Origin of the sequence: Pandoraea fibrosis (assembly GCF_000807775.2) — a bacterium.
In the GTDB taxonomy this organism is placed as follows: Bacteria; Pseudomonadota; Gammaproteobacteria; order Burkholderiales; family Burkholderiaceae; genus Pandoraea; species Pandoraea fibrosis.
In genome coordinates, this window is sequence record NZ_CP047385.1 from 892,433 (window position 1) to 914,056 (window position 21,624).

General features: G+C 63.0%; 17 protein-coding genes. All 17 read left to right on the top strand.

The genetic code is table 11. The annotated features are described in order from the left end of the window. Positions 1-321 precede the first annotated feature (321 nt). Positions 322-4,317 carry a DUF3683 domain-containing protein gene (locus PI93_RS03925; RefSeq protein ID WP_039369825.1) on the top strand — a complete coding sequence of 1,332 codons (3,996 nt, stop codon included), beginning with the start codon at positions 322-324 and terminating at the stop codon, positions 4,315-4,317. A 52-nt stretch (positions 4,318-4,369) separates the two neighbouring features. Beyond that, complete coding sequence (locus tag PI93_RS03930) at positions 4,370-6,058, top strand: Na+/H+ antiporter (protein ID WP_052240622.1); 1,689 nt, start codon at positions 4,370-4,372, stop codon at positions 6,056-6,058. Between the two features lie 65 nt (positions 6,059-6,123). After that, the gene (locus tag PI93_RS03935) at positions 6,124-6,561 is read left to right on the top strand and encodes an HIT family protein (RefSeq protein ID WP_039369781.1); all 438 of its coding nucleotides are present in this window, start codon (positions 6,124-6,126) and stop codon (positions 6,559-6,561) included. 79 nt (positions 6,562-6,640) lie between these two features. Further along, complete coding sequence (locus tag PI93_RS03940) at positions 6,641-7,054, top strand: gamma-butyrobetaine hydroxylase-like domain-containing protein (protein WP_039369784.1); 414 nt, start codon at positions 6,641-6,643, stop codon at positions 7,052-7,054. A gap of 57 nt (positions 7,055-7,111) precedes the next feature. Beyond that, complete coding sequence (ubiE, locus tag PI93_RS03945; RefSeq protein WP_039369785.1) at positions 7,112-7,846, top strand: bifunctional demethylmenaquinone methyltransferase/2-methoxy-6-polyprenyl-1,4-benzoquinol methylase UbiE; 735 nt, start codon at positions 7,112-7,114, stop codon at positions 7,844-7,846. Positions 7,847-8,066: 220 nt separating this feature from the next. Next, complete coding sequence (locus tag PI93_RS03950; protein ID WP_039369788.1) at positions 8,067-9,044, top strand: Tim44 domain-containing protein; 978 nt, start codon at positions 8,067-8,069, stop codon at positions 9,042-9,044. Positions 9,045-9,190: 146 nt separating this feature from the next. Then, entirely contained in the window at positions 9,191-9,826 is a 636-nt protein-coding gene (locus PI93_RS03955; RefSeq protein WP_039369831.1) for a ubiquinone biosynthesis accessory factor UbiJ, read from the top strand. 3 nt (positions 9,827-9,829) lie between these two features. Continuing rightward, positions 9,830-11,389 carry a ubiquinone biosynthesis regulatory protein kinase UbiB gene (gene ubiB, locus PI93_RS03960; protein ID WP_039369790.1) on the top strand — a complete coding sequence of 520 codons (1,560 nt, stop codon included), beginning with the start codon at positions 9,830-9,832 and terminating at the stop codon, positions 11,387-11,389. A 35-nt stretch (positions 11,390-11,424) separates the two neighbouring features. Continuing rightward, positions 11,425-12,096, top strand: a complete 672-nt coding sequence (locus tag PI93_RS03965) for a methyltransferase domain-containing protein (RefSeq protein ID WP_039369792.1) — start codon at positions 11,425-11,427, stop codon at positions 12,094-12,096. Between the two features lie 373 nt (positions 12,097-12,469). Next, positions 12,470-13,915: a sodium:solute symporter family protein gene (locus PI93_RS03970; RefSeq protein WP_039369835.1), complete on the top strand. Its 1,446-nt coding sequence runs from the start codon at positions 12,470-12,472 to the stop codon at positions 13,913-13,915. 160 nt (positions 13,916-14,075) lie between these two features. After that, positions 14,076-14,420, top strand: coding sequence for an FmdB family zinc ribbon protein (locus PI93_RS03975; protein ID WP_039369795.1), 345 nt, complete (start codon positions 14,076-14,078; stop codon positions 14,418-14,420). Between the two features lie 129 nt (positions 14,421-14,549). Further along, positions 14,550-15,194 carry a DUF502 domain-containing protein gene (locus PI93_RS03980; protein WP_039369797.1) on the top strand — a complete coding sequence of 215 codons (645 nt, stop codon included), beginning with the start codon at positions 14,550-14,552 and terminating at the stop codon, positions 15,192-15,194. A gap of 47 nt (positions 15,195-15,241) precedes the next feature. Continuing rightward, positions 15,242-17,044, top strand: a complete 1,803-nt coding sequence (gene aspS / locus PI93_RS03985; protein WP_039369799.1) for an aspartate--tRNA ligase — start codon at positions 15,242-15,244, stop codon at positions 17,042-17,044. Positions 17,045-17,336: 292 nt separating this feature from the next. After that, entirely contained in the window at positions 17,337-17,801 is a 465-nt protein-coding gene (nudB, locus tag PI93_RS03990) for a dihydroneopterin triphosphate diphosphatase (RefSeq protein WP_039369802.1), read from the top strand. 18 nt (positions 17,802-17,819) lie between these two features. Further along, positions 17,820-18,977 (top strand): cardiolipin synthase ClsB, encoded by a 1,158-nt coding sequence (gene clsB / locus PI93_RS03995; protein WP_039369806.1) that lies wholly within the window; start codon positions 17,820-17,822, stop codon positions 18,975-18,977. Between the two features lie 212 nt (positions 18,978-19,189). Continuing rightward, positions 19,190-19,783: a TetR/AcrR family transcriptional regulator gene (locus tag PI93_RS04000; RefSeq protein WP_039369808.1), complete on the top strand. Its 594-nt coding sequence runs from the start codon at positions 19,190-19,192 to the stop codon at positions 19,781-19,783. 48 nt (positions 19,784-19,831) lie between these two features. Then, positions 19,832-21,619 (top strand): acyl-CoA dehydrogenase C-terminal domain-containing protein, encoded by a 1,788-nt coding sequence (locus tag PI93_RS04005; RefSeq protein WP_039369811.1) that lies wholly within the window; start codon positions 19,832-19,834, stop codon positions 21,617-21,619. Positions 21,620-21,624 lie beyond the last annotated feature (5 nt).

Genomic DNA, 21,624 nt, shown 5'->3' on the forward strand with positions numbered 1-21,624 from the left:
CGACGTGTTGCGGTGCAATGAAGTACAATTCGGCCTACATTCCCCTACCAACACTTTCCAAGCCGGAAGAAAGATCTGGGCATGCGCACCAACTGCCTCACCCCTCTGTGCTTCTGCTCGATGACTGGACACGATTCGTCATCGACGTCTTCGCACGGCAGTCGTCGATCTCGTTGACCGCAGATCGTCTGTTGCCGACGCGCGCGCACCTGTCGCGTGAGCCGTCGGCATCCCCAGCGCATACCCGATTTTGACTTTCGGCGCGTCCCGCGAGACGAACGCCGACGGCGGATGCACCGCCGCACTGACGAGCCCGACAAGATGAACGCACCCTTGCCTGCCTTCGAGCCGCACGACGCAAAGCATGCCGTAGCCGCAAATCCCCCGCGACTGCGCGAGATTCCCTACAACTACACGTCGTTTTCGGACCGCGAAATCGTCATGCGCCTGCTCGGCGCCGACGCCTGGGCCATCCTCGATGAACTCCGCGCTGAGCGCCGCACGGGCCGTTCGGCCCGCATGCTGTATGAAGTGCTCGGCGACATCTGGGTGGTTCGCCGCAATCCCTATCTGCAAGACGACCTGCTCGACAATCCGAAACGTCGCAAGCTGCTGATCGATGCACTCGATCACCGCCTGAACGAGATCGATAAGCGTCGTCGTGCCGATGTGGCCGAACACGCCGATGCGACGGGCCGCGAACGCGCCGCCCGCGTCGAGCAACTGGAAGCGGCTGCGCGCCGCGCCGTGGCGGACTTCGCCGCCGAGTTCGACAAGATGGCCGAACTGCGCCGTCGCGCGAAGAAGGTGCTCGGCCGCACGACCGCTCACGACAACATCAAGTTCGACGGCCTGTCGCGTGTCTCGCACGTGACGGACGCCACCGACTGGCGCGTGGAGTACCCGTTCGTTGTGCTGACGCCGGATACCGAAGCCGAAATGGCGGCGCTGGTGAAGGGCTGCTTCGAACTGGGGCTGACGGTGATCCCGCGCGGAGGTGGCACCGGCTACACCGGCGGCGCGATTCCGCTCACGCCGTTCTCGGCCGTCATCAATACGGAAAAGCTCGAGCAGCTCGACGAGGTCGAGTACTCGGCATTGCCGGGTGTCGACAAGCCGGTGCCGACGATTTTCTCGGGCGCCGGTGTGGTGACCCGTCGTGTCGCCGAAGCGGCCGAGCGCGCCGGGCTGGTCTTCGCCGTTGACCCGACCTCGATCGATGCGTCGTGCATTGGCGGCAACGTGGCCATGAACGCCGGCGGCAAGAAGGCCGTGCTGTGGGGGACCGCGCTCGATAACCTTGCGTGGTGGCGCATGGTCGACCCGCAAGGTAACTGGCTCGAAGTCACGCGCCACGATCACAACCTCGGCAAGATTCACGACATTCCGGTCGCCCGCTTCGAACTGAAGTGGTACGACGGCAATCAGGCGCCCGGCGCCGTGCTGCTCAAGACGGAAATGCTGGAGATCGAGGGCAAGCGCTTCCGCAAGGAAGGTCTCGGCAAGGACGTCACGGACAAGTTCCTGGCGGGGCTGCCCGGCATCCAGAAGGAAGGCTGTGACGGTCTGATCACGAGTGCGCGCTGGATTCTGCACAAGATGCCCGCGCATACGCGCACGGTCTGTCTCGAGTTCTTCGGTCAGGCGAAGGAAGCGATTCCGAGCATCGTCGAGATCAAGGACTACATGTTCGCGCAGACGGCCGCAGGCGGGGCGATTCTGGCCGGCCTGGAGCATCTGGACGAACGCTATCTGCGCGCCGTGGGCTATGCCACGAAGTCGAAGCGCAACGCTTTCCCGAAGATGGTGCTGATCGGCGATATCGTCGGTGACGACGACAACGCTGTTGCACAGGCGACCTCGGAAGTCATTCGCATGGCGAACGGCAAGAGCGGCGAAGGCTTCGTCGCCGTGTCAGCCGAAGCCCGCAAGAAATTCTGGCTCGACCGGTCGCGTACCGCCGCCATCGCACGCCATACCAACGCCTTCAAGATCAATGAAGACGTGGTGATCCCGCTGCCGCGCATGGGCGAGTACACGGATCACATCGAACGCATCAATATCGAGTTGTCGCTCAAGAACAAGCTGCAATTGGTCGACGCGCTCGAAACGTTCTTCGAAGCGGGCAACCTGCCGCTGGGCAAGACCGACGACGCAAACGAGATTCCGTCGGCCGAACTGCTCGAAGACCGCGTGCAAACGGCCCTCACGCTGCTGCGCGACGTGCGCGCACGCTGGGTGTTCCTGCGCGATCACTTCGAGCTGCCGCTGGCCGAGGCGATTCCGCTGCTCAATCGTCACGGCATTCGCGACATGAATGTGGCGCTGAACGACCGTATGAACAAGCATCCGGAAACGCGTCTCATCGATCTGCTTCAGGATCGTACCGTTCGCGTGTCGTGGAAGCAGGAGATTCGTGCCGAACTGCGCCAGATCTTCATGGGCGGCGAATTCAAGCCGATCCTCGACGAAGCGCAAGCCATTCACAAGCGCGTGCTGCACGGCCGCGTGTTCGTCGCGCTGCACATGCACGCCGGCGACGGCAATGTGCATACGAACATTCCGGTGAACTCGGATAACTACGAGATGCTCCAGGATGCGCACAAGGCCGTGGCTCGCATCATGAACATCGCGCGCTCGCTCGACGGTGTGATCTCGGGCGAACACGGCATCGGCATCACGAAGCTGGAGTTCCTGACGGAAGCCGAGATCGGTGAATTCCGCGCCTACAAGCAACGCGTGGACCCGGAAGGCCGCTTCAACAAGGGCAAGCTGCTCGACATGCCCGATCTGCCCGCCGATTTGCGCAACGCCTATACGCCCAGCTTCGGGCTGATGGGCTACGAGTCGCTCATCATGCAGCAGTCGGACATCGGTGCGATCGCCGACAGCGTGAAGGACTGCCTGCGCTGCGGCAAGTGCAAGCCGGTGTGCGCGACGCACGTGCCGCGCGCGAACCTGCTGTACAGCCCGCGTAACAAGATTCTCGCGACCTCGCTGCTCATCGAGGCGTTCCTGTATGAGGAGCAGACGCGCCGCGGTGTGTCGATCAAGCACTGGGACGAGTTCAACGACGTGGCCGATCACTGCACGGTCTGCCACAAGTGCGTGACGCCGTGCCCGGTGAAGATCGACTTCGGCGACGTGACGATGAACATGCGCAATTTGCTGCGCAAGATGGGGAAGAAGAAATTCAACCCGGGCGCGGCCGCCGGCATGTTCTTCCTGAACGCCACCAATCCGGAGACGATCAACATCACCCGCAAGGTGATGATCGACTGGGGTTACAAGGCGCAGCGCTTTGGCGCTGACATCTTCAAGAAGATCGCGAAGAAGCAGACGGCGCGTCCGCCTGCGACGGTGGGCAAACCGCCGCTGCGCGAGGAAGTGATTCACTTCGTCAACAAGAAGATGCCGGGCAACCTGCCGAAGAAGACGGCGCGCGCGCTGCTCGACATCGAAGACAACAAGGTCGTGCCGATCATCCGTAATCCGAAGGCCACCACGGTGGATTCGGAAGCGGTGTTCTACTTCCCGGGCTGCGGCTCGGAGCGTCTGTTCTCGCAGGTCGGGCTGGCCACACAAGCCATGCTCTGGCATGTGGGCGTGCAAACGGTGCTGCCACCGGGTTATCTCTGTTGCGGCTATCCGCAGCGCGGCTCGGGGCAGGGCGAGAAGGCCGAGAAGATCGTGACGGACAACCGCGTGTTGTTCCATCGCATGGCGAACACGCTGAACTATCTCGATATCAAGACCGTGGTCGTGTCGTGCGGCACTTGCTACGATCAGCTCGCGGGCTATGAATTCGAGAAGATCTTCCCCGGCTGCCGCATTGTCGACATTCACGAATATCTGCTCGAGAAGAACGTGAAGCTCGAAGGCGTGAACGGTACGCGCTACATGTATCACGATCCGTGCCACACGCCGATCAAGATGATGGACCCGGTCAAGCTCGTCAACCAGTTGATGGGCAGCGAGAACGACGGCTACAAGATCGAGAAGAACGATCGCTGCTGTGGCGAATCGGGTACGCTGGCGGTCACGCGCCCCGACATCTCGACGCAGATCCGCTTCCGCAAGGAAGAGGAAATGCGCAAGGGCGCTGCGAAGTTGCGCGCCGACGGCAAGGTCGACGATGTGAAGATCCTCACGAGCTGCCCGTCGTGCCTGCAAGGGCTGTCGCGCTACAACGAAGACGCTAACGTCACGGCCGACTACATCGTCGTCGAGATCGCCAAGCATGTGCTGGGCGACGAGTGGCTGGTGGATTATGTCAAGGATGCGAACAACGGCGGCATCGAACGCGTGCTGGTCTGATGCACCTCTCAGGGACGCGGCCGATGCCTGACCGACGGACCACGGAGGTGGCATGGAGGTAGTCTACACAGCACTCATCCTGCTGTTCGTGGTGGCGCTGACCGGCGTGCTGGTCAGCTTCATCCGCTTTTTGCCGGTACCGCTCATTCAGATTGCCGTGGGCGCCGCGCTCGCTTATCCGGGCGCGGGGCTGCACATCGATCTCGACCCCGAGATATTCTTCCTGCTGTTCATCCCGCCGCTGCTCTTCGCCGACGGCTGGCGCATGCCGAAACGTGAGTTCTGGCATCTGCGCGTGCCGATCATCGCAATGGCGCTCGGTCTCGTGATTTTCACCGTGCTCGGCGTGGGCTATTTCATCCACTGGATGATTCCGTCGATTCCGCTCGCCGTGGCGTTCGCGCTTGGCGGCGTGCTCTCGCCGACCGACGCGGTGGCCGTCTCGGCCCTCACCGGACGCATGCGCATGCCCACACGGCTCATGCATGTGCTCGAGGGCGAGGCGATGATGAACGACGCGTCGGGGCTCGTCGTCTTCAAGTTCGCGCTCGTCGCGGCCACCACGGGGCTGTTTTCCATCGGCAGCGCGACCTTCTCGTTCTTCGTGATCGCGCTGGGCGGACTGCTGGCCGGCTGGGCCGTGACGTGGCTCTTCACGCAATTCCATCGCCGCGTGATGGACGCGACCACGGAAGAACCCGCGACGGTCGTGCTGCTCCTGCTGCTCATGCCGTTCGCCGCCTATCTGCTGGCCGAACACTTCGGTTTTTCGGGCATTCTCGCGGCCGTGGCCGCCGGCATGACGGTCAGCTCGACCGATCTGCTCAACTCCCGCACCGCCACGCGTATTCTCGGCAACGGCGTGTGGTCGATGCTCGAATTCGTGTTCAACGGCGCCGTGTTCGTTCTGCTGGGGCTGCAATTGCCGGACATCGTGCGCGCCGCGCTGCGACCGAGCGAACATCTGTGGGGAACGCTCGCGAATCTCGGCGAACTGATGTTCTATGTCGGCGCAATTTCCGCGGTGCTCATCGTGCTGCGCTTTTGCTGGGTGTGGGTGGCGTGGCGGGTGATGTACTTCCTGGGCATGCGACGCGGTGAAATCACGATGAAGCCCGGCATGCGCTTTACCGGCGTGACGGCGCTCTCGGGCGTGCGCGGTGCGGTGACGCTGGCCGGCGCGCTCTCGGTGCCGCTGGCATTGCCGGGCGGGGCACCGTTCCCGGGGCGCGATCTGTTGATCTTTCTGGCTGCCGGGGTGATTCTGCTGTCGCTGATCGGCGGCAGCCTCGGTTTGCCGGTGCTGTTGCGCGGTGTGCGCTGGCCGGTCGAAGAGGCGCGCAATCGTGAAATGGGCGAGGCGCGATTGGCCGCCTCGGAAGCGGCGATTCGCGCCGTCGAGTCGTTGCAGAAGGTGATTGCGAAGTCGGGTGACGAACTCGATACCGCGGTGTGCGCCGAAGCGGCCGCGCGCGTGATGGGGCGCTATCGCCGAACGCTGAACGCGGCGACGGCCACTGACGAGATGCGCGAGCGGGCGGTACGCGAGGTCGAAGTCGAGCGACGCCTGCGCGCGGCAGCGCTGCAGGCCGAGCGGGTGGAACTGTCTCGTCTGCGTATTACCCATCGCATCAACGACGAAACGCTGCGCGAGTTGCTCAGCGAGATCGATTTCGCCGAACTCGCGCTCGGATCGGTCGACCCGGCCACCGGCAAACGAAAGAAAAGCAGGAAGCACTGACGCGCACCGTTGCCGGGCAATGCATCGGCGCTGGCGCACGGCAGGCAAACCAAGGGAGAAGGATCATGGAATGTCCGTTTTGCACGGGGGATGGCGGCGACGTCGTGTGGCGCGACCCGGTGCTGCGCGTGGTGCTCGCGAACGAGAACGGCTATCCGGGCTTCGCGCGGGTCATCTGGCATGCCCACGTCGCCGAGATGAGCGATCTGCCCGAAGCGGCGCGCGAGCATGTCATGCGTGTGGTGTTTGGCGTCGAGACCGCGCAGCGCACGGTCATGTCGCCGGACAAGGTCAATGTGGCCAGCCTGGGCAATATGGTGCCGCACGTGCATTGGCATGTGATTCCGCGCTATCGGGACGACGTCCATTTCCCCGGATCGGTCTGGAGCGCACCGCAACGCGAGGTGCCGCAGGCGCTCCTCGCCGAGCGCGCGGCCTGGATGCCCGCGTTGCGCGAGGCTATCGTGGCAGAATTGGACCGCATTCCGGCGTGGCCGGCATGACCGTTGAGACCTGAGCAGCTATACTGCCGGCCGATGTGCCGCATGTCGGTATACCGACCGATTTTTCTGGAGCAAGACCATGGCTGGGCTGGAGAAAGACACGCCGATTCCCGTTTCCCTGACGCTGCATCGTGCATCAAAGGTGCTGGAACTTGGTTACGAAGACGGCAAACACTACCGCCTGCCGTTCGAATTGCTGCGCGTACTCTCGCCGTCGGCGGAAGTGCGTGGTCACGGACCAGGGCAGGAAACGCTGCAAACCGGCAAGCGTGACGTCACGCTGAACGGCCTCGAGCCGATCGGCAACTACGCGGTGCGCCCGGTCTTTTCGGACGGTCACGACACCGGCATCTATTCGTGGGATTACCTCTACGAGCTGTGCGTGCGTCAGGACGCACTGTGGCAGGAATACCTGGACAAGCTCGCGGCGGCGGGTGTCGATCGCGACACGCCGATGCCGTCGCCCGCTGCCGGTGGCTGCCACCACCATTGAGGCCCCGGCGGTGCGCACGCCTGAGTGTGCGCCCGCTTACATGATTTGGAGATTGCAATGGGCCAACAGACCCACTTCGGTTATGAAACCGTCGACGAGAAGGAAAAGGCCGGCAAGGTGGCCGAGGTGTTCCACTCGGTCGCCAGCAAGTACGACATCATGAACGACCTGATGTCGGGCGGCCTGCACCGGATCTGGAAGGCCTTCACGATCGGCCGCGCCGCCGTGCGTCCCGGCTTCAAGGTGCTCGACATTGCCGGTGGCACCGGCGACCTTTCCAAGGCGTTTGCCCGCGCGGCCGGCCCGACCGGCGAAGTCTGGCTCACGGACATCAACGAATCGATGCTGCGCGTGGGCCGCGATCGTCTGCTCGATGCCGGCATCGTCACCCCGGCCCTGCTGTGCGACGCCGAGAAGCTGCCGTTCCCGTCGAACTATTTCGATGTAGTGACCGTGGCCTTCGGCCTGCGCAATATGACGCACAAGGACGCCGCCCTCGCGGAGATGCGCCGGGTCATCAAGCCGGGCGGCAAGGTGATGGTGCTGGAATTCTCGAAGGTCTGGCAGCCGCTGGAAAAGGCATACGACGCCTATTCGTTCAAGGTGCTGCCGTGGCTCGGTTCGCGCATTGCGGGCGACGCCGAAAGCTACCGCTATCTGGCCGAGTCGATCCGCATGCACCCGGACCAGGAAACGCTCAAGACAATGATGGAAGAGGTCGGTCTGGAGCGTGTGGAATATCACAACCTGACAGCCGGCGTGGTCGCGCTGCATATCGGACGCAAATTCTGACGCGTCGGAAAACTAAGTACTCACTTACCTGATTCGGCCCAGCGCCCCGGTTGGCAGAAAAAATCTGCACCGGGGCGTTTCTCTAAGTACAAGCTAATTCTGCTATGGCAGAATCGGCCGTCACCTCATCCGGTTTCAACACGTAAAAAAGTGCTGAACCATTCGAGTTGACGCATGTCAGTAGACAGCAACCTATAAACTCCACGGAGAGACCAGAACGATGTTCCAGTTCCTGAAAAACAAGCTGTTGTTGGGCGTGGTGGCCGGCGTATTGGCGGTCGGCATGACGATCGCGGACGCCGATGCCAAACGCGTTGGCGGCGGCCGGAGCATCGGCAAGCAGTCCAACACCGTGACGCAACGCCAGCAAACGCCGCAACAACCGAACCAGGCCGCACCGGGTGCTGCACCGCAGCAAGCCGCGCCGGCAGCCGCAGGTGCGGGAGCGGCAGGGGCCGCCGCCGCCAAGCCGGCCAATCGCTGGCTCGGCCCGATCGCCGGTCTGGCCGCGGGTCTCGGCATCGCCGCGCTGCTGTCGCACTTCGGTATGGGCGGCGCCTTCGCAAGCATGATGGCCAACGTCATCATCATTGCGCTGATCGCGTTCGCTGCCATGTGGCTGATCCGCCGTTTCCGCGGCAATAAGTCGCAGTCGCAGACGCCGGCCTATGCAGGCGCAGGCAACGACGCGTCGAACAACTCCCTGCGTCAGTCGTGGGATAGCCAGCAGCAGCCGTCGTCGCAACCGGCATCGTCGGCCCAACCGTCGCTGTCGGCCGTGCCGGCAGCCGCGGCGGGCGCCGCCGCTGTTGCCGAGCCGTTCGGTGTGCCGGCGGGCTTCGACGCCGAAGGCTTCCTGCGCAGCGCCAAGGTGTACTTCAACCGTCTGCAAGCCGCATGGGACAAGGGCGATCAAGCCGATATCAACGAGTTCACCACGCCGCAGATGTTCGCGGAAATCAAGATGGACCTCGAAGAGCGCGGCAAGTCGACCAACCGTACTGACGTCGTGCAACTCGACGCCGAACTGCTCGGTATCGAGCAAACGGCGACCGAGTACATGGCAAGCGTTCGCTTCTCGGGCTTGATCCGCGAAGCCGAAGGTGCCCCGGCCGAGCCGTTCAATGAAGTGTGGAACCTGACCAAGCCGGTCGCCGGTAGCGGTGGTTGGGTCCTCGCGGGAATTCAGCAGCTCTAAGCCTCGCGCCGTTTTTGCCGTAACCTGCCTTACAATGAGAGCCCGCGTTTGAAGCGCGGGCTCTTTTGTTTTTGCCGTCCGCAATGCATCGTTGGGCGGCGTCTTTCGGTGCGACCGGTGCTCAGCGCCGGCCGGCCGCCAAGCTCATGACCGTAGCCGCCAAAGCCTTTGCCGCCACCGTGAATCATCTGCTCGCCCGCGAACCGTGGGCGCGCGAGCGTTTGCGCCATCATATCGGTGCGTCTGCCCGGCTTGCGATGTCAGCCATCGACCTGCGCCTGCGCGTGGGCGATGACGGTTACCTCGCCGCCGCCGAATCGGACCTGCCTTGCGACGTCAGCATCTCGGTGCCCCCGGCGGCGCTCGCCGATTTCGCGGGCGGCGGTCAGGCCGCTGTCATGCGTCACGTCAAGATCGAAGGCGATGCCGAGTTCGCCAATACCGTGTCGTATCTTGCCCAGCATTTGCGCTGGGAGGCCGCCGAAGACCTGAGCAAGGTGATCGGCGACGCTGCCGCGCATCGGGTGACGCAAACCGGCAAGGCCGTCGTCGCCAGCGCACGCCGCACGGGCGACACGCTGGCCCGCTCGCTCGCCGATTACCTCGTGGAAGAGAATCCGCTGCTCGTGGCGCGTGTGCGCCTCGATGCGATGCGCACCGACATCAGCACGTTGCGCGACGACCTCGCGCGTCTGGAGAAACGCATCGAAAAGCTCGAACGCCAGAAGGGCCCGCGCGACGGCACCGCCGTCCCGGCATCCCGCACTCAGGGAGGCCGCTGACCGATGCGTCTTCTGCGCCTGATCAAGATATTTTTCGTCTGCTATCGATACGGGCTCGACGAGCTGGTGCTCTCGAGCATTCCCCATCCCTTCGCGCGTGGGGTGTTGCGCGTGCTGTCGTTCGGCCGCAGCGGGCTGAAGGCGCCACGAGGCGAGCGCTTGCGCCTCGCCCTCGAATCGCTGGGGCCGATCTTCGTGAAGTTCGGGCAGGTGCTCTCGACGCGCCGCGATCTGATGCCGCCCGACATCGCGCAGGAACTGGCGCGCTTGCAGGATCAGGTGCCGCCGTTCGACCCCGAGGTGGCGCGCGCTGCCATCGAGCGTTCGCTGGGGCATCCGCTTGAAGACGTGTTCGTGGAATTCGAACGCTCGCCGGTCGCGAGCGCGTCGATTGCCCAGGTGCACTTCGCGCGCATTCGCGATGGCGAACACGCAGGCAAGCAAGTCGCGGTCAAGGTGTTGCGTCCGAACATGCTTGGCGTGATCGACAGCGATCTCGCCCTGATGCGGGATCTGGCGGGGTGGGTGGAGCGTCTGTGGCCGGATGGCAAGCGCCTGAAGCCGCGTGAGGTGGTCGCCGAATTCGACAAATATCTGCACGACGAACTCGACCTCATGCGCGAAGCCGCCAACGCGGCGCAGCTTCGTCGCAACTTCATCGACTCCGGCATGCTGATGGTGCCGGAGATCTACTGGGAGTTCAGCTCCAGCTTCGTTCTCGTGATGGAGCGCATGCACGGCGTGCCGATCAGTCAGATCGAAGTGCTGCGCGAGGCGGGCGTCGATCTGAAGAAGCTCGCCCGCGAGGGTGTCGAAATATTCTTCACGCAGTTCCTGCGCGACGGCTTTTTCCACGCCGACATGCACCCGGGCAATATTCTCGTGAGTCTCGACCCCGCAACGTTCGGCCGTTACATCGCGCTGGATTGCGGCATCGTCGGCGCGCTGTCCGAATTCGACAAGAATTATCTGGCACAGAACTTCCTCGCCTTCTTCCGTCGCGATTACCACCGGGTGGCGTCGTTGCATCTGGAGTCGGGCTGGGTGCCGCCGGACACGCGCGTGGAAGAGCTGGAAGGGGCGATTCGCGCCGTGTGCGAGCCGTACTTCGACCGGCCGCTCAAGGAAATCTCGCTGGGACTGGTGCTCATGCGCTTGTTCCAGACGTCGCGCCGCTTCAACGTCGAGATTCAGCCGCAACTCGTGCTGCTGCAAAAGACGCTGCTCAATATCGAAGGACTTGGGCGTCAGCTCGATCCGGATCTGGATTTGTGGAAGACGGCCAAGCCGTTCCTCGAGCGCTGGATGGCCGAGCAGATCGGCCCGCGCGGCTGGCTTGAGCGACTGAAGGCCGAGGTGCCGCAGTGGAGCAAGACGATGCCGCAACTGCCGCGTCTCATCCATCAGGCGCTGGCCGCCCATGCTCGTCCGCAGGACGACACGCTCCTGCTCGCCTTGTTGCAGGAGCAACGCCGCACGAACCGGCTGCTGACGGGCGCGTTTTGTCTGGTGGGCGGGATCGCCATCGGCGTGCTGACGGCGTTTGTCTGGCTCTATCGCTGATTCTTGGACAGGAGCCGACTGTGACCGTCGCCCGGATGATTCATGTCACACCCGCCGCACCTCGCGGCGATGACCGCCCGGAGGCGGGCGGTGCGCCAGCGCCTGCATCGGCGCCGTCCTTTGCCCATCGAGATTCGTCTCGGGCCGAATTCTGGGACGAGCGGTTCGCGAACGCCTTCATGCCCTGGGATGCCGCTGGCGTGCCTCAGGCGTTGCGCGACTTCGTGACTGCCGAGGGCGCACCGCGTGCCACGCTGATTCCGGGCTGCGGCGCGGCATACGAAGCGGCGTGGCTCGACGCGCAAGGCTGGCCGGTGCGCGCCATCGACTTCTCGCCGGTGGCGGTGGAATCGGCGCAGGTCCAACTGGGCTCGCGGGCGTCGCTCGTCGAACAGGCCGATTTCTTCACTTACACTCCGCCGTTTGCGCTCGACGTGGTCTACGAGCGGGCGTTTCTTTGCGCCTTGCCCCGCACGTTGTGGCAGGACTACGCGCGCCGCATGGCGCAACTGCTGCCGCAAGGGGCGCGTCTGGCCGGGTTCTTCTTCCTCAAGGACACACCGAAAGGCCCACCGTTCGGGATCACGCCTGAGGCCCTCGACGGGTTGCTGGCTCAAGACTTCGTCTGCGAGGCCAATCGTCTGGTGGACGACTCCGTGCCGGTCTTTGCCGGCGCCGAACACTGGATGGTCTGGCGTCGTCGCTGATCCGCAATCTGTCGTCACGGCGCGTCAGCTGGCGCGAGACGCTGACGCCAACTGCCGGTAAGTCGTCTCAGACACTGGGCATTTCCCGATATTTGCCACGATCCACGCAGAGAATTGTGATTTTTTCCCCGGGCGTCTCTCACGCCGCTATAATCGGCCGAAAATTTTTTCGCCAGGTGGCAAAAACGGGCGCCCCCGAGCGCTGAATCGCATCAGCCCCGTCATGCACGACCTGATTTTCTGTTGCCCGGAAGGCTGCGGCCCACGGCTCGGTATCGTTAGCTCGCGCGGCGGCTTCATGCGGCCGGATCACGCCCGCTGCTGACGCCGCCCTGTCATGACCGTCGCCCTGGGGCTTGGCTGGGGCCGCGTTATGCTGATCTGGTTTGTCATTCTGTATTGGGTCATTTCGGTGGCCATCGGGCTGTTGGCCGCCCTCAAGGTCCGCAATACCAAAGATTTCACTGTCGCTGGCCGTCGTCTGCCCTACGGCATGGTCGTGGCCGTTGTGTTCGCCACCTGGTTCGGCTCGGAAGCGGTGCTCGGCATTCCCGCGACCTTCATCGGCGAAGGGCTGCGCGGCGTGGTCGCCGACCCGTTCGGCTCGTCGATGTGCCTGGTCCTCGTGGGCATGTTCTTCGCCCGCAAGCTGTATCGCATGAACCTCATGACGATCGGCGACTTCTACAAGCTCAAGTACAACCGCACGGTCGAAGTGGTGACGAGTATCGCCATCGTGATTTCGTACCTCGGCTGGGTCGGAGCGCAGATCAAGGCGCTGGGCCTCGTGTTTCACACGGTGTCGGGCGGTGCGATGTCGGAGCCGACGGGCATGATCATCGGCGCGATTTCGGTGCTGGCCTACACGCTGCTCGGCGGCATGATCTCGGTGGCGGTCACCGACTTCATCCAGATGATCATCATCGTCGTGGGGCTGGTGTACATCGCCGTGGTCGTCTCGGGCATGGTGCCGGGCGGGGCGAGCGCCGTAATTGCCCACGCGTCGGAGGCCGGCAAGTTCGTATTCCTGCCGGAGATGAACCCGGCGGACGTATTAGCGTTTATCGCGGCGGGCGTCACCATGATGTTCGGGTCGATTCCCCAGCAGGACGTGTTCCAGCGCGTCATGTCGTCCAAGTCGGAGAACATCGCGGTCTCGGGGTCGGTGACCGGTGGCGTGCTGTACTTCTTCTTCACGTTCATCCCGATTTTCCTCGCGTACTCGGCTCTGCTGATCGCGCCGTCGATGGTACAGAAGTACATAGGCACCGATCCGCAGCAGATCCTGCCGCAGTTGGTGCTGACCAGCGTGCCGATCGTCGCGCAGGTGATGTTCTTCGGCGCGCTCCTCTCGGCGATCAAGAGCTGTGCCTCGGCCACGCTGCTGGCGCCGTCGGTGACATTTGCCGAGAACATCATTCGTCCGATGCTCAAGGGGCAGATCGATGACAAGCATCTGCTGCGCCTCATGCGTATCGTCGTGCTGTGCTTCACCGCGCTGGTGCTGGTGTACGCGCTGAACTCGAAGGCTTCGATCTTCCAGATGGTCGAAAGCGCCTACAAGGTCACGCTAGTGTGCTGCTTCGTGCCGCTCGCCTTCGGCCTGTACTGGAAGCGGTCGAGTTCGCTGGGTGGCACGCTTGCCGTGTTCTGCGGGCTGGTCGTCTGGATCGGCTGCGAGGCCCTGGCGCCCGAAGCGCTGGTGCCGCCGCAACTGGCCGGTCTGCTGGCGTCGATCTCCGGCATGGTGGTCGGCTCGCTTCTGCAACCCGCGTCGGAACGTGGCCAGCCCCCCGAGCAGCGAATTTCGACGATCTGACGACCTCAGGCAACGGGAAGCACGCCCGCCACGCCAAGCGCGGGCACTTCCCGTCTTGATCTTGCACGGCCACAGCCCCATATATCTCCGACAAATCCCGAAAGCCTTGTGAAGCGGTTATAATTCAAGGCTTTGCGCGCCTTTTTCCGTCGGAAGAATCATGCCTATCTACGCCTATCGTTGCGAAACATGCGGTTTCGCCAAGGATGTGCTGCAAAAAATGAGCGATGAACCGCTCTCCCAATGCCCGGAATGCGGCAAGGACTCGTTTCGCAAGCAGGTGACTGCTGCCGGGTTCCAGCTCAAGGGATCGGGATGGTATGTGACCGACTTCCGCGGCGGATCGGGGGGCGCAAGTGCGCCGGCAGCCGGTGCCGGTGGTGCCGCAGGTTCGGCGCCGGCGCCAGCCGCGTCGTCGGGCGAGAGCGCCTCGTCGGCATCGTCCGGCGGTGAATCGTCGGGCACCCCGGCGGCAAGCTGTGGCGGCGGTTGCGCCTGCCACTGAGCAATACAAGACAGCGCACGTCAAGCCTGGCGGTCTGGCGTGCGATAGTACCGAATCAGCACCGAGCGCCTGGCGCTGTCGTTCCCCTGCTGACACACCCCGTAGCCGCCAATATTCGCGAGTCCTGCCATGAGCGTTAAGAAACCCGCGCTGAAGACGATTTTCCTCACCGGCCTGCTGGTGCTGGTGCCGCTCGCCATCACGCTGTGGGTGCTGGGCCTGATCATCGGTACGATGGATCAGACCTTGCTGTTGCTGCCGGACGATTGGCAGCCGTCGCATCTCATCGGCATGCGCGTGCCGGGCTTTGGCGTGGTGGTCACGCTGGCGTTCGTTTTCGTCGTCGGTCTTCTGGCGCATAATTTCATTGGCCAGAAGCTGGTCGGCTGGTGGGAAGCCGTGCTGACGCGCATTCCCATCGTTGGACCATTGTACGGTAGCGTCAAGCAGGTGTCCGACACGCTGCTCTCGAGCAGCGGCAATGCGTTTCGCAAGGCGTTGCTGGTGCGTTACCCGCACGCGGACTCCTGGACCATCGCTTTCCTGACCGGCGCGCCGGGCGGCGATGTAGTCAATCACTTGCAGGGCGAGTATGTGAGCGTCTATGTCCCGACGACGCCGAACCCGACGTCAGGCTTCTTCCTGATGATGCGGGCGAGCGACGTTGTCGAACTCGACATGTCGGTCGACGCGGCCCTCAAGTACATCGTATCGATGGGCGTGGTGGCGCCCGCCCACAACCCGCGCCAGCAACGTCCCGGTCCGCTCCTTTGAGCCATCGGGAATCGCCGGCGCCATTTTTTGAAAATCGGAACAGCAAAATGTCCATGCGTACCTCCTACTGCGGTCTGGTGACCGAGCAACAACTGGGCCAAACGGTCAAGCTTTGTGGCTGGGTCAATCGCCGCCGTGATCACGGCGGGGTCATCTTCATCGACCTGCGCGATCGCGAGGGTCTGGTGCAGGTCGTGTGCGATCCGGACCGCGCGGAGATGTTCAAGGCCGCCGAAGGCCTGCGCAATGAGTTCTGCGTGCAGATCACGGGCCTCGTGCGCAGCCGTCCGGCCGGCACCGAGAACGCCAACCTGACGAGCGGCAAGATCGAAGTGCTGTGCCACGAGCTGGAAGTGCTCAACCCGTCGGTCACGCCCCCGTTCCAGCTCGACGACGAAAACCTGTCGGAAACCACGCGCCTCACGCATCGCGTGCTCGATCTGCGTCGTCCGCAGATGCAATACAACCTGCGCCTGCGCTACAAGGTGGCGATGGAAGTGCGCAAGTATCTGGACGCGCAAGGCTTCATCGACATCGAAACGCCGATGCTCACGAAGAGCACGCCGGAAGGTGCGCGCGATTATCTGGTGCCCTCGCGTGTGAACGCCGGCATGTTCTTCGCGTTGCCGCAGTCGCCGCAGCTCTTCAAGCAATTGCTGATGGTGGCCGGCTTCGATCGCTACTACCAGATCACCAAGTGCTTCCGCGACGAAGACCTGCGCGCTGACCGTCAGCCGGAATTCACGCAGATCGACTGCGAAACCTCGTTCCTCTCGGAGCAGGAAATCCGCGATCTGTTCGAGAACATGATCCGCCACGTCTTCAAGGAAGCGATCAACGTGGATCTGGACGCCAAGGTGCCGGTCATGGAGTACGCGGAGGCGATGCGTCGCTTCGGCTCGGACAAGCCCGATCTGCGCGTGAAGCTCGAGTTCACCGAGCTGACCGACGTGATGGGCGACGTCGACTTCAAGGTGTTCTCGGTGCCGGCCACGACCGAAGGCGGCCGTGTGGTTGCGCTGCGCGTGCCGGGCGGTGCCGAGATCTCGCGTAGCGAAATCGACGCCTACACCGACTTCGTGAAGATCTACGGCGCGAAGGGTCTGGCCTGGATCAAGGTCAACGAAGTGGCCAAGGGGCGCGATGGTCTGCAAAGCCCGATCGTCAAGAACCTGCACGATGCCGCCATTGCTTCGATCCTTGAGCGCACCGGCGCGCAAGATGGCGACATCATCTTCTTCGGCGCCGACAAGGAAAAGGTCGTCAACGACGGTATCGGCGCCTTGCGTCTGAAGATCGGTCACTCGGAATTCGGCAAGAGCCACGGCCTGTTCGAAGCCGGCTGGCGTGCGCTGTGGGTCGTCGACTTCCCGATGTTCGAATACGACGAGGAAGATGCCCGCTGGGTCGCCTGCCACCATCCGTTCACGAGCCCGAAGGACGAGCACATCGACTACCTCGAGACCGATCCGGGCAAGTGCCTGGCAAAGGCCTACGACATGGTGCTCAACGGCTGGGAAATCGGTGGCGGTTCGGTCCGTATCTTCCAGGAAGAAGTGCAGAGCAAGGTGTTCCGCGCACTCAAGCTGGGTGAGGAAGAAGCCCGTGCGAAGTTCGGCTTCCTGCTCGACGCACTGCAATACGGTGCGCCCCCGCATGGCGGTATCGCGTTCGGTCTGGATCGCGTCGTCACGATGATGGCCGGCGCCGATTCGATTCGCGACGTGATCGCGTTCCCGAAGACGCAACGTGCGCAGGATCTGCTCACGCAAGCGCCGTCGCCGGTGGACGAGCGTCAACTGCGCGACCTGCACATCCGTCTGCGTCAACCGGAAGCGCCGAAGGCCTGACGGTAGTGTGACGGCATCGGCGAGCGCCGATGTGCTGGCTTCGAACCCCCTCTGTCGAAAGGCGAGGGGGTTTTTGTTTTTGGGACGTGACGATCTTTGTCGGGACCCAAACGATCAGGCGACCCGGCGATCGGGCAACGCGGCGACACAGTGTTGTCCGGCCGTTTGGACCGATGCGTGGCATTACCGCAACGAAACGGACTCATTGCCCATTACAATGAGGCGCTCAAGCCGGTTTGCCGTCATGGGTTTGCCGTTGTTCACGAGTCGATTTCAAGCTACTGCCGCCTGCATGAAACCCTTCAAGATTCCCGAATCCGTGCTCGTCGTGATCTATACGCCAGCGCTCGACGTTCTGCTCATCGAGCGTGCCGATGCCGAGAATTTCTGGCAGTCGGTCACCGGCAGCAAGGATCGGCTCGACGAGCCGCTGGTCGAGACGGCAGCGCGCGAGGTCTTCGAAGAGACCGGCATCCGTGTTGCAGACGGCACGGCGGTGCCCACGACAGCCCTGACCGACTGGCAGCATGAGATTCAGTACAACATCTACCCGCAATGGGCGCATCGCTACGCGCCAGGCGTCACCCGCAATACGGAGCATTGGTTCGGCTTGTGCGTGCCGGAGAATACGGCCGTGACACTTGCGCCGCGCGAGCACGTCGCCTACGCATGGCTGCCGTGGGAAGCGGCTGCCGCGCGCTGTTTTTCACCTTCGAACGGTGACGCCATCCGGCAGTTACCGTTGCGCGTGCGCTAATCGCTGCATCGCGCGCCGATGAGCAAGTATCTTCCGTTCTCCCACGATAACGATCTGACGCTGCTCTATCTCGGTCAGAACTACTTCACTGCGCTCGTCGCGGCGATCGACAACGCGAAACGCGACGTCGTGCTCGAAACGTACATCTTCGAGGCCGACGACGTTGGGGCGAATGTTTCCGCCGCGCTGCAACGCGCCGCACAGCGCGGCGTTGCGGTGCGCGTGATTACCGACGGTATCGGCACGAGCCGTCGTCTGCCATGGTTCGCCGATTGGCGCGAGAGCGGGGTTCAGCATCGCATCTACAATCCGCGTCTGTTCGGCAAGTTCGGTTTCTCGCGCACGCATCGCAAGCTGGCGATCGTCGATCACGACGTGGCCTTCGTCGGTGGTATCAACATCATCGACGACTTCAACGGCGGGGGCGGCACCCGCATGAGCGATCCGCGCTGGGACTTTGCCGTGCAATGTCGCGGCCCCATCGTTGCTGAGATCGCCGTCGCGTTTCACATACAGTGGCTGCGTCTCGCGCCGGGATATCTGGGCACGCCGTTTCGTCATCGGCGTCGCGGGCTGCGAGGACGATTGCACGCCCCATACGCCGGTCAGGCCGCCTTCGTGGCGCGCGACAATCTGCACAATCGCCGCGCGGTCGAAAAGGCCTATCTGATGGCGTTGGGCCGCGCACGTCACGAGGTCTGGCTCGCGAATCCCTACTTCGTGCCGGGCCGGCGGCTGCGACGCGCGTTGACGCAGGCAGCCAGACGCGGTGTGTCGGTGCATCTGCTGATCGGCCGCAAGGAATTCCGTCTGCTCGACACCGCGGTGCCCTGGCTCTATGCCAAGCTGCTCGACGCGGGCGTGCGCATTGGCGAGTACGACATGCGGCAATTGCATGGCAAGGTGGCCGTGGTCGACGATGTGTGGGCAACGGTCGGCTCGTCCAATCTCGACGCGTTGTCCTTGTTCCTGAACCACGAAGCGAACGTCGTCGTGCTCGACGACCCGATGGTGATCCAGTTGCGCGATCACATCCGCAAGGCCTTTGCAGAGGCGCGTCTGATCGACCCGGAGCGCTACGGAGAACGTTCGCGCTGGCGGCGCTTTCGTCAGTGGACGGCCTACCGCCTCTACCGCCTCGTGATGAAAGTGCTCACGCGCGGCAAATACGACTGATTCCCGACCGGCGGCCGGACACCTCCCACAGACCCGAACACCCGGCCGGCCCTTGTGCCGCCGGGGTCGACGCCGTTCCTGCCATCAATACCGATTAGGTATTCCGATCTAATAAATTCCTTGTTCGCCCATGGGCGTCACCCAATAATAGGACGGCCGTTCGATTTTTTGGTTAGCATCGGGGAACGGATAACGATAGCGATGCCATACACATGCGAAAGGGTGAACAGACACGTGCCGCGATCCTGAATGCCGCGCTGGAACTGGCGGGGCGGGATGGACTCGAGGGGCTGACGATCGGCTTGCTGGCCGACCGTATGCAAATGAGCAAAAGCGGTGTCTTCGCGCACTTCGGATCGCGCGAAGACTTGCAGATCGAAGTGCTGATGGAATACCACCGGCGCTTCGAGGAAGAGGTGTTCGCTCCCAGCATGGACGCGCCACGCGGTCTGCCGCGACTCAGAGCGCTGGTGGACCGCTGGATGGACAAGCGCATTCGCGAAGTGACGACGGGTTGCATCTACATCAGCGGTGCGGTCGAGTATGACGATCGCGCGGCCAGCCCGGTGCGCGAAGCCTTGGTGAAGAGTGTGCGGTTGTGGCGATCGGCCCTGCTGCGCGCTATCACGCAAGCGAAGGAGGAGGGGCATCTGCGTGCGGACACCGATCCGCGTCTGATGCTTTTTGAAATGTACAGCCTGACACTCGGCCTGCATCACGACGCGCGCTTCCTTCGGGAACCCGGCGCCGTCGACATGACCCGGGTGGCACTGGAAAAACTGATTTCGTCTTATCAGCGCGGGTGAGGCGCGAGCCGTCCGCGATTCAATTCGAAGTGTTCGGAGGAGTAGGTCATGGGACAGTACAACGCGCCACTGCGCGACATGCAATTCGTCATGCACGAGCTGCTGGGCGTGGAAAACGAATTGAAGGCATTGCCGAAGCATGCGGACATCGATGCCGATACCATCAATCAGGTGCTGGAAGAAGCCGGCAAATTCTGTAGCGAGGTGGTCTTCCCGCTGAATCAGGTGGGCGATCGCGAAGGCTGCAAGTACGAGGGCGACGGTGTCGTCACGACGCCGACCGGTTTCAAGCAAGCCTACCAGCAATACGTCGAGGCGGGCTGGCCCGCGCTGGCGTGCGATCCCGAGTTTGGCGGGCAAGGCCTGCCGCAGGTCATCAACAATGCCCTGTACGAAATGCTCAACTCGGCCAATCAGGCATGGACGATGTATCCCGGCCTGTCGCACGGCGCCTACGAGTGCCTGCATGCGCACGGCACCCCCGAGCAACAAGCGACCTATCTGCCGAAGATCGTGTCCGGCGAGTGGACCGGTACGATGTGCCTGACCGAGCCGCACTGCGGCACCGATCTGGGCATGCTGCGCACGAAGGCCGAGCCGAATGGCGACAATTCCTACGCCATCTCCGGCACCAAGATCTTCATCTCCGCTGGCGAGCACGACATGGCCGCCAACATCGTTCACCTTGTGCTGGCCCGTTTGCCCGACGCCCCGCCGGGAACGAAGGGCATCTCGCTGTTCGTCGTGCCGAAGTTCATTCCCGACGCGAACGGCGCACCGGGTGAGCGCAACGGTATCAAGTGCGGCTCCATCGAACACAAGATGGGCATTCACGGCAATGCCACCTGCGTGATGAACCTCGATGGCGCCAAGGGTTGGCTCGTCGGCGAACCGAACAAGGGCCTGAACGCCATGTTCGTGATGATGAACGCCGCACGTCAGGGCGTGGGCATGCAGGGTCTGGGGCTGACGGAAGTCGCGTATCAGAACTCGCTGGTGTATGCGAAGGAGCGCATTCAGATGCGCTCGCTCACCGGCCCGAAGGCACCGGACAAGCCGGCCGATCCGATCATCGTGCACCCGGACGTGCGCCGCATGCTGCTCACGCAGAAGGCCTATGTGGAAGGGGGGCGTGCGTTCTCGTACTGGACCGCGCTGCACATCGACAAGGAACTGTCGCACGGCGACGAAGCCGAGCGTAAGGAGGCCGCCGATCTGGTCGCGCTGCTCACGCCGATCATCAAGGCCTTCCTGACCGACAACGCGTTCGAGTGCACCAACCACGCGATGCAGATCTACGGTGGCCATGGCTTCATCTCCGAGTGGGGCATGGAACAGTATGTGCGTGACGCGCGCATCAACATGATCTACGAAGGCACCAATTCGATTCAGGCACTCGACTTGCTGGGCCGCAAGGTGCTTGGCGACATGGGCGCGAAGCTCAAGAAGTTCGGCAAGCTCGTGCAGGACTTCGTCGAGGAGCAAGGCACGAAGGAAGAGATGCAGGAATTCGTCAATCCGCTCGCGGATATCGGCGACAAGGTTCAGAAGCTGACGATGGAAATCGGCATGAAAGCGATGGCCAATCCGGACGAAGTGGGAGCCGCCTCCGTGCCGTATCAGCGCGTGGTCGGTCACCTCGTGTTCGCCTACTTCTGGGCACGTATGGCACGCATTGCGCTCGACAAGCAAGGCAGCGGCGACAAGTTCTACGAATCGAAGCTCGCCACGGCGCGTTTCTATTTCGCCAAGTTGCTGCCGGAGACCGCGTCGCAAATTCGCATGGCCCGTGCCGGTGCGAAGACGCTGATGGAAGTCGACGTCGACCTGTTCTGAGAGCG